9 protein-coding genes are annotated in these 12574 nt (G+C 70.7%); 3 read left to right on the forward strand and 6 right to left on the reverse strand.

Going from position 1 to position 12574, the window contains the following annotated elements; genetic code table 11:
• Nucleotides 1–2 precede the first annotated feature (2 nt).
• From QFW80_RS03595 to QFW80_RS03620, 6 genes are all read right to left on the reverse strand, one after another.
• The gene (locus QFW80_RS03595; protein ID WP_280599823.1) at nucleotides 3–998 is read right to left on the reverse strand and encodes an AAA family ATPase; all 996 of its coding nucleotides are present in this window, start codon (nucleotides 996–998) and stop codon (nucleotides 3–5) included.
• A gap of 711 nt (nucleotides 999–1709) precedes the next feature.
• Nucleotides 1710–2381, reverse strand: a complete 672-nt coding sequence (locus QFW80_RS03600; RefSeq protein WP_280599951.1) for a DUF4159 domain-containing protein — start codon at nucleotides 2379–2381, stop codon at nucleotides 1710–1712.
• Nucleotides 2382–2559: 178 nt separating this feature from the next.
• The gene (locus QFW80_RS03605; RefSeq protein WP_280599825.1) at nucleotides 2560–3894 is read right to left on the reverse strand and encodes a TldD/PmbA family protein; all 1335 of its coding nucleotides are present in this window, start codon (nucleotides 3892–3894) and stop codon (nucleotides 2560–2562) included.
• A 22-nt stretch (nucleotides 3895–3916) separates the two neighbouring features.
• Nucleotides 3917–5551: a TldD/PmbA family protein gene (locus tag QFW80_RS03610; RefSeq protein WP_280599827.1), complete on the reverse strand. Its 1635-nt coding sequence runs from the start codon at nucleotides 5549–5551 to the stop codon at nucleotides 3917–3919.
• Between the two features lie 161 nt (nucleotides 5552–5712).
• Complete coding sequence (locus QFW80_RS03615; RefSeq protein WP_280599829.1) at nucleotides 5713–7341, reverse strand: TldD/PmbA family protein; 1629 nt, start codon at nucleotides 7339–7341, stop codon at nucleotides 5713–5715.
• Nucleotides 7342–7583: 242 nt separating this feature from the next.
• The gene (locus QFW80_RS03620; RefSeq protein ID WP_280599830.1) at nucleotides 7584–8690 is read right to left on the reverse strand and encodes a patatin-like phospholipase family protein; all 1107 of its coding nucleotides are present in this window, start codon (nucleotides 8688–8690) and stop codon (nucleotides 7584–7586) included.
• 570 nt (nucleotides 8691–9260) lie between these two features.
• Between QFW80_RS03620 and QFW80_RS03625 the strand changes: the two genes are divergently transcribed.
• From QFW80_RS03625 to QFW80_RS03635, 3 genes are all read left to right on the forward strand, one after another.
• On the forward strand, nucleotides 9261–10109 hold the full coding sequence (locus QFW80_RS03625; RefSeq protein WP_280599832.1) for a DUF72 domain-containing protein: 849 nt from the start codon (nucleotides 9261–9263) through the stop codon (nucleotides 10107–10109).
• 135 nt (nucleotides 10110–10244) lie between these two features.
• Nucleotides 10245–11228, forward strand: coding sequence for an aldo/keto reductase (locus QFW80_RS03630; RefSeq protein ID WP_280599834.1), 984 nt, complete (start codon nucleotides 10245–10247; stop codon nucleotides 11226–11228).
• A gap of 10 nt (nucleotides 11229–11238) precedes the next feature.
• Nucleotides 11239–12564, forward strand: a complete 1326-nt coding sequence (locus QFW80_RS03635) for an NTP/NDP exchange transporter (protein WP_280599836.1) — start codon at nucleotides 11239–11241, stop codon at nucleotides 12562–12564.
• Nucleotides 12565–12574 lie beyond the last annotated feature (10 nt).

Here is a 12574-nt window from a genome sequence, read left to right on the forward strand (position 1 = left end):
GGTCAGGCGCCCGGGTACGGCACGTCGCGCAGCAGCGCGGCGACCACGTCGTCCGGCCGCCGGCCTTCTGCCTCGGCGGCGAACGACAGCAGCAGGCGGTGGCGCAGCACCGGCGCGGCCAGCGCGGCGACATCCTCGCGCGTGGCCGCGAGGCGCCCGTGCAGCAGCGCGCGCGCCTTCGACGCGAGCACCAGCGACTGTCCCGCGCGCGGCCCCGCGCCCCACTTCACGTAGTCGCGCACCGCCTGCGGCGCACTCTCGCCAGGGCGCGTGGCGCGCACCAGCCGGGTGATCCACGCCAGCAGCTCGTCGCCGACGTGCACGTCGCGCACCAGCCCCTGCAGCGCCAGCAGCGCCTCGCCGTCCATCACCCGCGGCACCTCGGCGACGTGGCTGGAGGTGGTCTGGGCGATGATCGCGCGTTCTTCCTCCTCGCCGGGATAGTCGAGGGCGATGTGCAGCAGGAAGCGGTCGAGCTGCGCCTCGGGCAGCGGATAGGTGCCCGCCTGCTCGATCGGATTCTGGGTGGCCAGCACGAAGAACGGCGCCGGCAGGGCGTGGGTCACGCCGGCGAAGCTGACGGTGTGTTCCTGCATCGCCTCCAGCAGCGCGGCCTGGGTCTTGGGCGGCGTGCGGTTGAGTTCGTCGGCCAGCAGCAAGTGGGTGAACACCGGTCCCTGCTGGAAGCGGAACTGGCGCCGGCCGGTGCCGTGGTCCTCTTCCAGCAGCTCGGTGCCGAGCAGGTCGCTGGGCATGAGGTCGGGCGTGAACTGCACCCGGCGGAAGGTGAGGTCGAGCACCTGGCCGAGCGTGCGCACCAGCAGCGTCTTGCCCAGCCCCGGCACGCCCTCGAGCAGGCAGTGCCCGCCGGCCAGCAGGCCGATGAGCAGCTGTTCGACCACCGCATGCTGGCCGACGATGGCGGTGGCGATGGCGGCACGCAGCTCGGCCAGATGGGCGACGCGGGACTGGATGTCGGTTTCGGTGAGTGAGGTCATGGACAGTGGTGGTTGTGCAGATGGAAGAAGCCGCAAGTAGCTCGCTTCATGGCTTCGGACGGACGCCGCGCGCTGCCGGCCGGGAATCGCTCTTCACTCGGTCAGGGCATCCTGCCCTGACTCGCGCGCAAGACATCCATGTCTTGCTTGACGCGACCCCCGGCCGGCAGCGCGCGGCTCACCGGGTCTGTTGGCACGACGCTTCGGCTCGCAAGCCTCCCGGCTTCACGATCGATGCCGCAAGAGCGGAATGCACATGGGCATTGCAGTGTAGGTTGCTCCCAGGCTCGGCCAGCCACCGATGCTTGACTTGGCGCCGCAGCGTTTCCGTGCGTGAGCAATCCTCGACCCGGAACTGCTGCGGTCCCACGAGGCCGTGGCGTCGGTGGGAAGCAAGCCAAAAAAAACAAGCGTGAACGAAGCATCGAGGCGGCCGCATCATGGAGCCGCGTCCTGGTGGCCGGGGATCGCGGCAAGCAGGACATGGATGTCCTGCGCGGGCGTCAGGGCAGGGTGAGCACGGAAGCTTGCGTGGCACTGCCACGCGTCCGCGCGAACGCACGGGGCGCTGCGCCGGGCCGGACCGCGCAGCGGCCCTGACCGACCGGCGAGTGATCCCCGGCCGCCAGGACGTGGCGTCCGTCCGGAGCACGGACCAACGCCGCCGTTTCCTGGCCACAGACGTCGGATGCTGCGCATGCCCGGTCGCGATCATGCGGTCAGCGCATACACCACGATGTTCACCGCGAACTTCGTGTTGTCCTCGGCCAGGAAGCGCTTGTTGCGCCAGTCGTAGTCCCATTCGCAGCCGTAGTCCTTGTTGCTGTAGAGCACGCCCAGGCGACCGTCGATCGAGATGCCTTTGAGGTAGTCGTGCACCAGGTCGTCGCCCCAGCCGTTGAGTTCGAAGCTGGTCGCCGGCGGTCCGTCCGGAAAGCGGAAGAAGCTGCTGTAGAGCGGATGGCTGTTCGGGATCTTCGCCAGCGCGCGCGGGCCGAAGATCGAGGCCATCTGCGCCTCGAACGACTTCGCGAACAGGCCGTCGATGTCGTGGTTGCAGTCGTCGACGAACACGAAGCCGCCGTTGCGCACGTAGCGCTCGAAGTTGCGTCGCTCGGCCGGGTTGAACTCCACCAGCTTGTGCCCGGACAGGTAGCAGAACGGCGCCGACAGCATCTTCGGGTCGGCCAGGTCCAGCACGTGCTCCTCCGGGTCCACGCGCATGCCGGTGTAGTCGATCAGCGACGTGACCAGGTTCGACGGCATGCGCGCGTCCACGTCCCAGTCGCCCGAGTCGTAGCGCAGGCGGGTGAACCAGAAGTCGTAGCGTCCCGACTGCGCCCGCAGCGGCGGCAGCGCCAGCAGCGCGGCGCCACCGAGCATCGCGCGCAGGAACTGCGCCCGGTTCACGCCGGCGGCCTCGCGCACCGCCGCGCACGGGCGGCGAGGTCTGCGGACTGGGACGGGGCGGGAGGGCTGGACATGCGGGATGCGGGCGGGGGCCTGCGCCACCCGGCCCTCTCCGCAGGGGAGAGGGCATGGAGCGGTTGCGGAACGGCCGTCAGACCGCGTCCGACAGCGAGGTGAAGGTGAAATCGCGCAGCCGCATCGGCGGGATCATCATCGCGAAGTTCGACTCGTCGCCGCTCACCCGCACCGGCTTGCCGAGCTCGTCGATGTTGTTGAGCATGATCACCGGCGATTCGTTGAAGCGGAAGTTCTTGATCGGGTACCGGATCTGCCCGTTCTCGATATAGAACGTGCCGTCGCGGGTCAGGCCAGTGAGCAGCACGGTCTGCGGATCCACCATGCGGATGTACCAGGTGCGGGTGACCAGGATGCCGCGCTCGGTCTCGCGCACCAGGTCGGCAGTGGACTTGGTGCCGCCGGACATGATCAGGTTGCCCGGCATCGCCACGGCCTCCCTGCCCTGCTGCTGCGCCCAGTAGCGCGAGTACAGCATGTTGGCGACCTTGCCGTCCTGGATCACCGGCATGCGTTTGCGCGGCTGTCCCTCGTCGTCCCACGGCAGCACCGGCACGTCGGCATCGCCCGGGTCGGCCCAGATGTTGACCTGGGGGTCGTAGACCTGCTCGCCGATCTTGTTGCCGCCGCCCTTCTTCGACAGGAAGCTGCGGCCTTCGTCGGCCTGGCGCGCGTCGAAGAAGTACATCATGAACGAGATCAGGCCGGCGGCCGCGTGCGGTTCCAGCACGACGGTGTACTTGCCCGGCTCCAGCGCCCTGGCGTCGACCGACTCGCGCGCCTTGCGGATCGCGATGCCGACGTCGCGCGAGGCGTCCAGCCCGCCGATGTCGGTGACGTTGCGCCCCACCCAGCCCGAGCCGCGGCCGTCCTCGGTGCGCACGGTGCAGGTGTAGTCGGCGCTGGTGGCCGTCTGGTAGGCGAAGTTGCCGTTGCTGTTGGCGATCGCGGTGAACGACTGCCCGTCCTCCAGGAAGCCCGCGGCCACCAGGCCGGCCTCGCGGCAGGGCGCGATCGAATCGGCCGCCACCTGCGCACGCTGTTCCGGGGTGATGGCGGCGGTCGCCGCGCTGAAGGTGCGGGTCGCGGTGTAGGACTGCTTGCCGATCGCCGGCATGAACTCGGGGTTCTCCGGCGCCAGCTTCGCCAGATCCTCGGCGCGGCGCACCACGCGCTCGAGCGAGGCGTCGTCGAAGGCGTTGATGGTCGCGGTGCCCACGCGCTTGCCGAACGCGACGCTCACGCCCAGCTCGACGTCGTCGACGATGCCGCTGGTGGACACGTTGTTCAGCGCGAAGCGGATGTTGCCGCTGGTGCCGCCGCTCAGGGTGGCCGTGCACTCGTCGGCGGTCGACAGCGCGATCACCTTGTCGAGGATCGCCTTGGCTTCGGCTTCGGTATAGATGCTCATGTAGTGGGATCTCCTGTGCCGGTCAGCCGAGCGAACGCGCGGTGTTGATGACGTTGATGCCGTTGAAGCGCGCCGTGCTCGAACCGTGCGACACCGCCGAGACCTGGCCCGGCTGGCCCTTGCCGTCGAAGAACGACCCGCCCAGGCGGTAGTCGCCCTCGTCGCAGATCGCCGAGCACGCGTTCCAGAACTCCGGCGTGCGGATCTGGTAGGCCACGTCCTCGATCATGCCGGTGATCGCGCCGTTCTTGATCTCGTAGAACAGCTGGCCGCCGAACTGGGCGTTGTAGCGCTGCTGGTCGATCGAGAACGAGCCGTCGCCGATGATGTAGATGCCGTTCTCCACGTCCTTGACCATGTCGGCCACCGACAGCTTCTGCTTGCCGGCCGCCAGCGAGACGTTGGCCATGCGCTGGAACTGCACGCTCGACCAGGAATCGGCATAGCAGCAGCCGTCGGATTCGTCCTTGCCGACGATGTGGGCCTGGTCGCGGATGGTCTGGTAGTCGACCAGGATGCCGTCGGTCACCAGGTCCCAGCGCTTGCACTTCACGCCTTCGTCGTCGTAGCCGACCGCGCCGAGGCTGCCCGGCTGGGTCTTGTCGGCGAACAGGGTCACCAGGTCGCTGCCGTACTGGAAGCGCTCCTCGCGCTTGTCCAGGGTGGCGAAGCTGGTGCCGGCGTAGTTGGCCTCGTAGCCGAGCACGCGGTCGAGTTCGAGGGGATGGCCGACCGATTCGTGGATCGTCAGCCAGGTGTGGGAGGGATCGAGCACCAGGTCGTACTTGCCGGGCTTGACCGACGGCGCCTTGAGCTTCTCCTGCGCCTGCTTCGCCGCGGCCACCGCGTCCTCGAGCATGTCGTAGGACTGGCCGTAGTTGACCACGCCGTTGGGCGAGACGAACTTCTGGGTGCGGTCGCCGTCGAGGTATTCGTAGCCCAGGCCCATCGGCGCCGACAGCCCCTCGCGGGTACGGAACTTGCCGCTGGCCTTGTCGATCGCGGTCACCGTCATCGGCGCCCAGATGCGGTGCACGTCCTGGTCGATGTACGAGCCGTCGGTGGAGGCGAAGTACTTCTGCTCGTTGACCAGGAACAGGGTCGAATTGACGAAACTCGCGCCCGCGTTGATCGCCGCGGCGTTGACCGACAGCAGCAGGTCGACCTTGTCCTTGACCGGCACTTCCATCGCATTGCGGCGGATCGGCGTCTTCCACGCCACCTCGCCGTAGCCGGGCGCGGCCGCCAGCTGTACCGGCGCGGTCTGCACCTTGGCGTTGGCCTTGGCGATCGCGGCCGCGCGGCGCGCCGCCTCGGCCACCGACTCGGGGGTCATGCCGCTGGTGGCGGCGAACCCCCAGGCGCCGTCGGCGATCACGCGGATGCCGACGCCCGTGGATTCGGTGTTGACCACGTTCTGAACCTTGTCCTCGCGCGTCATCACGAACTGGCGCAGGTAGCGGCCGATGCGCACGTCGCAGTAACTGGCGCCGGCGGAGCGCGCCGCCTGCAGCGCGGCGTCGGCCAGCTGCTTCTTGACCGGCAGGTCGAGCGTGGTGAGGAGCTGGTCGGCGGCGATCGCCTTGCCCAGCCATGCGGGCAGCGCCAGGCTGCCCATGCCGAGGCCGCCAAGGGCCAGGAAGTCGCGTCGTTGCAAGGTCCTCTCTCCAGTTCGCGTGGGCGCGGCATCGCAGCCGCGGCACAGGCCCGGGCACGGTCAGCGCGACGGCCCGGCGGGTGTTCCGATTCTCGGCGCCGCGCCTGGCGGGCGCAAATGACTTTCGGCAGGGGTCGCGCGCCGCGCATGCGACGGCGGCCTCATCCCAGCGATCGTGCGGTGTTGATCACCGCCTGGCCGTCGAAGCGCGCGGTCGCCGATCCGTGCGAGACCGCCGAGACCTGCCCCGGCTGCCCCTTGCCGTCGAAGAACGAGCCGCCGAGGCGGAAATCGCGCTGGTCGCAGATCGCCGAGCACGCGTTCCAGAATTCCGGAGTGCGGATCTGGTAGGCGCCGTCCTCCACCAGTTCCTGCACTTCGCCGTTGCGGATGGCGTACATCAGCTGGCCGCCGAACTGGGCGTTGTAGCGCTGCTGGTCGATCGAGTACGAGCCGCGGCCGTGGATGTACAGACCGTTCTCCACGTCCTTCACCATCTCCGCGACGGTGAGCGGCGCCGCGCCCGGCGCCAGCGAGACGTTCGGCATGCGCTGGAACTGCACGCTGGACCAGGAATCGGCGTAGCAGCAGCCGTCCGAGGCGCGCTTGCCGAGGATGTGCGCCTGGTCGCGGATGCACTGGAAGTCCACCAGCACGCCGTCCTTCACCAGATCCCAGCGCCCGCACTTCACGCCCTCGTCGTCGTAGCCCACCGCGCCCAGGCTGCCGGGTTCGGTCTTGTCCGCGTACAGGTTCACCCGCTCGCTGCCCCAACGGAAGCTGCCGCGCTTGTCGAGCGTGGCGAAGCTGGTGCCGGCGTAATTGGCCTCGTAGCCGAGCACGCGGTCGAGTTCGAGCGGGTGGCCGACGTTCTCGTGGATGGTGAGGAACAGGTTGCTCGGGTCCAGCACCAGGTCGTACTTGCCGGGTTTGACCGACGGCGCCTCGAGCTTCTCCTGCGCCTGCTTCGCCGCGGCGACCGCATCGGCGCGCATGTCGTAGCGGCGGCCGTAGGCGACCACCCCGCCGGGCAGTTCGAAGCGCTGCGCCGGGTCGGGATCGAGGTACTCGTAGCCCATGCCCATCGGCGCCGACAGCCCGTCGCGGGTACGGAACCTGCCGCTGGCCGGGTCGGTCGCGGTGACCGTGAACGGCGCCCAGATCCGGTGCACGTCCTGATCGATGTAGGAGCCGTCGGTGGACGCGAAGTACTTCTGCTCGTTGATCAGGAACATGCGCGAGGCCGCGAAGCGGGCGCCGGCGCCGAGCGCGGCGGCATTGACCGAGAGCAGCAGGTCGAGCTTGTCGCGGATCGGCACCGCCATGCCATTGGTCTCGATCGGCGTGCGCCACGAGACTTCGCCGACGCCCGGTGCGGGCGCCAGCCGCACCGGCTGCGTCTGCACGCGCGCATTGGCGCGTGCGATCGCGACCGCCTGGCGCGCGGCCGCGGCCACCGCATCCTCGTCCAGGTGGCTGGTGGCGGCGAAGCCCCAGGCGTCGTCGACGATCACGCGGATGCCGACGCCGATCGACTCCTCGTTGGCCACGTTCTCCACCCGGTCCTCGCGGGTGAGCAGCGACTGGCGCAGGTAGCGCCCGATGCGCACGTCGCAATGGCTCGCGCCGGCGCCGGTCGCGGACTGCAGCGCCGCGTCGGCGAGGCGCCGGTTGCGCGCGCGATCGGCGGGCTCGAGCAGCTGTTCCGCGGCGATCGCGCGCCCCAGTGGCGGCAGCAGCAGGCCGGCGGCACCCATTCCACCCAGGGCGAGGAAATCACGTCGCTGCATCGGAATCGCTCCTCGTGCGCGCGTCCGGACGATGGACGGCCGCGTGCGGTCCAGCATAGCGCGCGATTTCGCCGCGGCCGCCCGCGCCAGGCATGACCGAAGGCACGTTCCCGGGCATGCAGTGGCGGTGCACGCGCATGCGATGGGCCGTGCGCGCCGCGGCGAGGCTGTCGACGCAGGGCGCGCCCGAGACGGAACGGGATGCGCGCCGCCGTGTCGGAGCACATGGCATGGCGCGACGCTCACGCGCGCGGCGGCAGCGCCATCTGCTCCGGCACGGGCGCCACATCCGCGCATGCCTCACCGCGTCGTCCGATCGCATCACCCTGCGCTTGCAGGAATGCCGCCACCGCCGCCTGCCCGAGCGCGTGCAGGCGCGCGACGAAGGCGGGATCGACGTGCAGCCGGGTCGCGGCCGGCAGCGTGGCCAGGTCCACGTCGTCGGCCACCACGTGCACCCGGCACTGGGGTGGATCGCCCTCGCCCGCGATCCGCCGCTGCAGGCGGTTGAGATGCCCGATCATGCGCAGTTCGCCGAGCAGGCTGGCGTTGAAGGTGATTTCGCTGATCCGGTCCATGATCTCGACGCTGCGACGCGGCACGCCGTCGCGATGGGCGGGATTGATGCGCACCACCACGATGTCGCAGTCGCCACCGGCATCGAGCAGGGGGTGCAGCGAGGGATTGCCGCTGTAGCCGCCATCCCAGTACGCCTCGCCGTCGATCTCGATCGCCTGGAACAGGAATGGCAGGCAGGCCGAGGCCAGCAGCGCCTCGATTCCCAGCGCTTCGCCGCTGAATACGCGCGGCTCGCCGCTGCGCACCGCGGTCGCGGTCGCGAACACGCGGATCGGGCCGTCCCGCAAGGCATCGGGATCCACGTGCCGGACCAGCACCTCGCGCAGCGGATTGAGGTTGAACGGGTTGTAATCGTAGGGACTGAGCGTGCGCAGGAAGCGGCTGGCCCATTCGTAGCCGGGCATCGACGCCGGATCGAACAGCGCGCCGGACGGCAGCGCGGGGAGCAGCGGCAGCCGCGCCGCGCCGGCAGCGCCGATGTCCTGCCAGAAGCGCTGCAATGCGCCGAGCGCACCGGCGCGCCCGCCCTGCGCCCAGCCGGTGGCGAGCACCGCCGCGTTCAGGGCGCCCGCGCTGGTGCCGGAAATCGACTCGATCGCGAGATCGTCCCGCTGCAGCAGGCCTTCCAGCACGCCCCAGGTGAACGCCCCGTGCGAACCGCCGCCCTGCAGCGCGAGCCGGATCGGACGCGCGGCCGGCGCGGCGGCGAGCGCACGCGGTCCGGACGGCGGCGAACTCGGCCATCCGCGCGGCGGCGCAGGCAGAGGCACGATCGCGGCGCGCGCCGCGTCGGGACCCGGCGCCGCATGGGAAGACGGCCGGCTTGCGCCTGTCGGGGCGGGCAGCGATGGCAGATCCGCGGCGACGTCGCTGCAGGCGGCGTCCTCCCCCTCCGCTGTTACCGGCGCGGTGCGCCACCGCTGCGCCAGGCGACGCGTCCACGCGCGCCACCGCCGGGTCCATCGATCGAACAGGGACATCGTTTTCGCTCCTGTCCCTCCCACCAGGCCAGCTTACCGGTTCGCCACGTCCGTGCGATGACGACACTCCGTCACGCCGCCCTGTTACGCTCGCCTGGCGCCCGGCCCGGCGCGCGGCGCGACGGCGCCGGACCCGCGGAACCGGCCGCGATCCGCCCGGGTGCCGTGTCCACCCGCGTTCGAAGTGGAGTTGCACATGCCGCTGCCCGACGAGTTCCCGGTCCCGCGCCTGCCGCGCGTTCGCGGCGTCCGCACTGCCGACGCACCCGGCGATGGCACGCCGGCCGCGACGCGTGCCGCACCCTGCGCCCGGGATGTCCCTCGACCGGACGCGCGCCGCACAGAGCCGGGGGCCGCGGCATGAAACCGGGCGACGGCGATCTGATGGCCGACGGCGGGGTGCCGGCCGTGGACGGCATCCGTGTCGGCATCGGCGGCTGGACCTACGCCCCGTGGCGTGACAACTTCTACCCGCGCGGCCTGGTGCAGCGTCGCGAACTCGAGTTCGCCTCGCGCCAGCTCTCGGCGATCGAGATCAACGGCACCTACTACGGGACGCAGTCGCCGGCCACCTACGCGAAATGGCGCGAGCAGACGCCGCCGGGCTTCATGTTCTCGGCCAAGGCGCCCAAGCGCATCACGCAGTCGCGCGCGCTGGCGAAGACCGGCGCCCAGGTGGAGGATTTCATCGGCGGGATCGTCGCCCTCGGCGACCGGCTGGGGCCGCTGGTCTGGCAATTCGATGCCGGCACGCGGATCGAGCGCGACGCCTTCACCGCCTTCCTGGACCTGTTGCCGCGTGAAGCGTCGGGACAGCGGCTGCGCCACGTGCTGGACGTGCGCGATCCGGCGTTCGTCGATGCGGACCTGGTGGCGCTGGCGCGCGCGCACGGCATGGCGCTGGTGTATACCGATTCGGAGAGCCACCCCAACATCGCCGACCCGACCGCGGATTTCGTCTACGCGCGGCTGATGCGCGCACGGACCGACATCGCCACCGGCTACCCGGCGTCCGAACTCCGGACATGGGCCGCGCGTGCGCGCACCTGGGCCGCCGGCGGCCTGCCCGACGACCTGCCGCGGCTGGCCGATGCGCCACCCGCGCGCGCGGCGCGCGACGTGTTCGTGTTCTTCATCGCCGCCGCCAAGGAGCGCAACCCGGCCGCGGCGATGGCGCTGCTGCGCCTGCTCGGCGCGCGCGGCGACTGAAACGTGACGCGGGACGGGTGCCGATCTGCGATCGGGCACGGCCCCGCTTCCGGCACTGGAATCCGTCGCGCGCTTGCGCCACCCTCGGGCGGACGCGCGTTGCGCCCTCGCCCCATTCGCTCCCGGGAGATCCGCATGACCAGCCGCCGCGATTTCATCGCCACCGCCAGCCTCGCCGCCACCGGCTTCGCCCTCGCTCCGCTCGCGGCCTGCAGCCAGGAACGCCCGCAGGGACAGGCGCCCGTGCCGCGCGAGAAGCCCACCGGCGCCATCGCGGATGTCGCTCCCGCCGGCGGCGCGCTGCTGATGCGCGCGATTCCTTCCACCGGTGAACGGATCGCCGCCATCGGCGTGGGCACCTCGGGCAGCTACGAGGTGCCGCTTGATTCGCCGGAGTTCGCCGCGCTGAAGGACGTGCTGAAGGTGTTCTTCGAGGGCGGCGGCAGCGTGATCGACACCTCGCCCAACTATTCCAACGCCGAGGACGTGGTCGGCGCCCTGCTCGCCGACGGCGGCTGGCGCGAGCGCTGCTTCCTGGCCACCAAGCTCGCCGCCGACAGCCGCGCCGCGCTGGAGGCCCAGTGGGCCGATTCGCTGCGCCGGCTGCGGACCGACAGGGTCGAGCTGCTGCAGGTGCACAACCTGCGCAACATGGGCGAGGCGATGCCCTACGCGCGCGAACTCAAGGCCCAGGGCGTGGCGAAGTACATCGGCATCACCCACTACCTGGAGAGCGGCCACGCCGACACGGTGCGCCTGATGCGCGCGGAAAAGCCGGATTTCGTGCAGATCAACTATTCGGTCAATGCGCCGCAGGCCGCGCAGACGGTGTTCCCGGTGGCGCAGGAGCTCGGGATCGCGGTGATGGTCAACCGCGCCTTCGACGACGGCAAGCTGTTCGCGGCGACCCGCGGCAAGGACCTGCCGGGCTGGGCCGCCGAGGTCGGCGTGACCTCGTGGGCGCAGATGTTCCTGAAGTTCGTGCTCAGCCATCCGGCGGTGACGGTGGTGATCCCGGCGACCGGCAAGCCCGAGCGCCAGGCGGACAACCTGAAGGGCGGTACCGGCCCGCTGCTGGACGAGGCGCAGAAGGCCGAACTCGCGGCGATGTTCGCCTGATCGCGCGGCCATGCGCGAGCGGATCTCCGACCTGTTCAACCTCCGGCGCGGCGAGCTCGCGCCGGTGTGCATCGCCGCCCTGTTCTTCTTCTGCATCCTCACCGCACTGATGATGCTGCGCCCGGCGCGCGACGCGCTGGGCATGGAGCGCGGCATCGACAGCGTGCGCTGGCTGTTCATCGGCACCGCGGTGGTCACGCTGGCGGTGAACCCGGTGTTCGGCTGGCTGGTGGCGAGGCTGCGGCGGCTGCAGTTCATCTCCGCGACGTATGCGTTCTTCGCCCTGAGCCTGGTCGGGTTCTGGTCGCTGCTGGTGTTCGCGCCCGGCGCGGTGGGCGCGCGCAGCGGCCAGGTGTTCTACGTCTGGTTCAGCGTGTTCAACCTGTTCGTGACCATGGTGTTCTGGGCCCTGCTGGCGGACCGATTCTCCAGCGACCAGGGCAAGCGGCTGTTCGCGCTGATCGCGGTGGGCGGCACGCTGGGCGCGATCTTCGGCCCGTGGCTGGCCTCGCGCCTGGCCGAACCGCTCGGCACCCCGGCGCTGCTGCTGGTGGCGGCGGGATGCCTCGGCATCGCGATCGCGCTGGCCTGGTGGCTGGTCTGGACCCGGCCCGATCGCGACGCGTCCGCCGCCGCGACGCCCGCGCCCGCGGCCGAGGAGGCGCTGCGCATCGGCGGCAGCCCCTGGGCCGGCCTGCGCGCGGTGTTCGCCTCGCCCTACCTGCTCGGCATCGCCGGCTACGTGCTCGCGATGACGGTGGTGGCGACCTTCATCTACTTCACCCGGCTGCAGATGGTGGCGCTGGCGGAGAGCGACCTCGATGCGCGCACCGGCCTGCTCGGCAACATCGACATGTGGACCCAGATCGCGGTGCTGCTGCTGCAGCTCACGCTGACCGGGCAGATCATCCGCCGCTTCGGCCTGGGTGTCGCGCTGGCGGCGCTGCCGGTGGCGACCGCGCTGGGCTTCGTCGGGCTGGCGGTCTACGGCTCGTTCGCGATGCTGATCGCCCTGGAGGCGATGAGCAAGGCGGTGCAGCGCGGCCTGACCCGGCCCGCGCGCGAGGCGCTGTTCACCGTGGTCAGCCGCGAGGACAAGTACAAGGCCAAGGCCTTCATCGACACCTTCGTGTACCGCGCCGGCGACGTGGTCGGCGCCCAGACCGAGGGGCTGCTCGGGCGCCTGGGCCTGGCGCTCGGCGGCCTGGTCACCGTCGTGGTGCCGCTGGCGCTGTTCTGGGCGATGCTCGGGCTGTGGCTGGGACGCGCGCAGCAGCGGCGCGCGCAGCAGGCGGGAGCGATGTCGGCGGCGCCCGGCGCGGACCGCGGAGCCTGACGACGGCCTT

The sequence above is a fragment of the Luteimonas rhizosphaericola genome, assembly GCF_029888045.1.
GTDB lineage: Bacteria > Pseudomonadota > Gammaproteobacteria > Xanthomonadales > Xanthomonadaceae > Luteimonas > Luteimonas rhizosphaericola.

Excerpts from the sequence above, each read along its gene's own strand:
- QFW80_RS03615 (WP_280599829.1), bottom strand. The coding sequence starts at position 7,341 with ATGCAGCGACGTGATTTCCTCGCCCTGGGTGGAATGGGTGCCGCCGGC.
- QFW80_RS03600 (WP_280599951.1), bottom strand. The coding sequence starts at position 2,381 with ATGCTCGGTGGCGCCGCGCTGCTGGCGCTGCCGCCGCTGCGGGCGCAG.
- QFW80_RS03605 (WP_280599825.1), bottom strand. The coding sequence starts at position 3,894 with ATGAGCATCTATACCGAAGCCGAAGCCAAGGCGATCCTCGACAAGGTG.
- QFW80_RS03630 (WP_280599834.1), top strand. The coding sequence starts at position 10,245 with ATGACCAGCCGCCGCGATTTCATCGCCACCGCCAGCCTCGCCGCCACC.
- QFW80_RS03635 (WP_280599836.1), top strand. The coding sequence starts at position 11,239 with ATGCGCGAGCGGATCTCCGACCTGTTCAACCTCCGGCGCGGCGAGCTC.
- QFW80_RS03595 (WP_280599823.1), bottom strand. The coding sequence starts at position 998 with ATGACCTCACTCACCGAAACCGACATCCAGTCCCGCGTCGCCCATCTG.
- QFW80_RS03625 (WP_280599832.1), top strand. The coding sequence starts at position 9,261 with ATGAAACCGGGCGACGGCGATCTGATGGCCGACGGCGGGGTGCCGGCC.